Below are 666 nucleotides of genomic sequence, written 5' to 3'. Positions count from 1 at the left end.
ACCCCAAATCCATCGGCGTGGGGCAGTATCAGCACGACGTGAACCAAAGCCAGCTCGCCAAATCGCTGAATGCAGTGGTCGAAGACTGTGTGAACGCCGTCGGCGTGGATGTGAACACCGCCTCCGCCCCGCTCTTGGCGCGGATTTCCGGTTTGAATCAAACCCTTGCCCAAAATATTGTTGCCTACCGCGATGAAAACGGCGCGTTCGACAGCCGCAAAAAATTGCTGAAAGTACCGCGTTTGGGCGAAAAAACCTTCGAGCAGGCAGCAGGCTTTTTGCGGATTAACGGCGGCAAAGAGCCGTTGGACGCGAGCGCCGTCCACCCCGAAGCCTATCCTGTAGTTGCCAAAATGCTGGCGCAACAAGGCATTACCGCCGCCGAACTCATCGGCAACCGCGAGCGCGTGAAGCAAATCAAAGCGTCCGACTTTACCGACGAACGCTTCGGCCTGCCGACCATTCTGGACATCCTGTCCGAGCTGGAAAAACCCGGCCGCGACCCGCGCGGCGAGTTTCAGACGGCCTCATTCGCTGAAGGTATCCATGAAATCAGCGACTTGCAAGTCGGCATGATACTCGAAGGCGTGGTTTCCAACGTTGCCAACTTCGGCGCGTTCGTGGACATCGGCGTCCATCAGGACGGCTTGGTGCACATCTCCGCCC

The 666-nt window shown here is 58.1% G+C and carries 1 protein-coding gene; it reads left to right on the top strand.

Features of this window, described 5'->3' with window-relative positions:
* Positions 1-666, top strand: a 666-nt coding sequence (locus ACTHUR_RS14795) for a helix-hairpin-helix domain-containing protein (protein WP_440399351.1), incomplete at both ends; no start/stop codon positions are given.

The sequence above is a fragment of the Neisseria sp. P0021.S007 genome, assembly GCF_051956855.1.
This window is presented reverse-complemented; position numbering and strand designations above follow the sequence as displayed.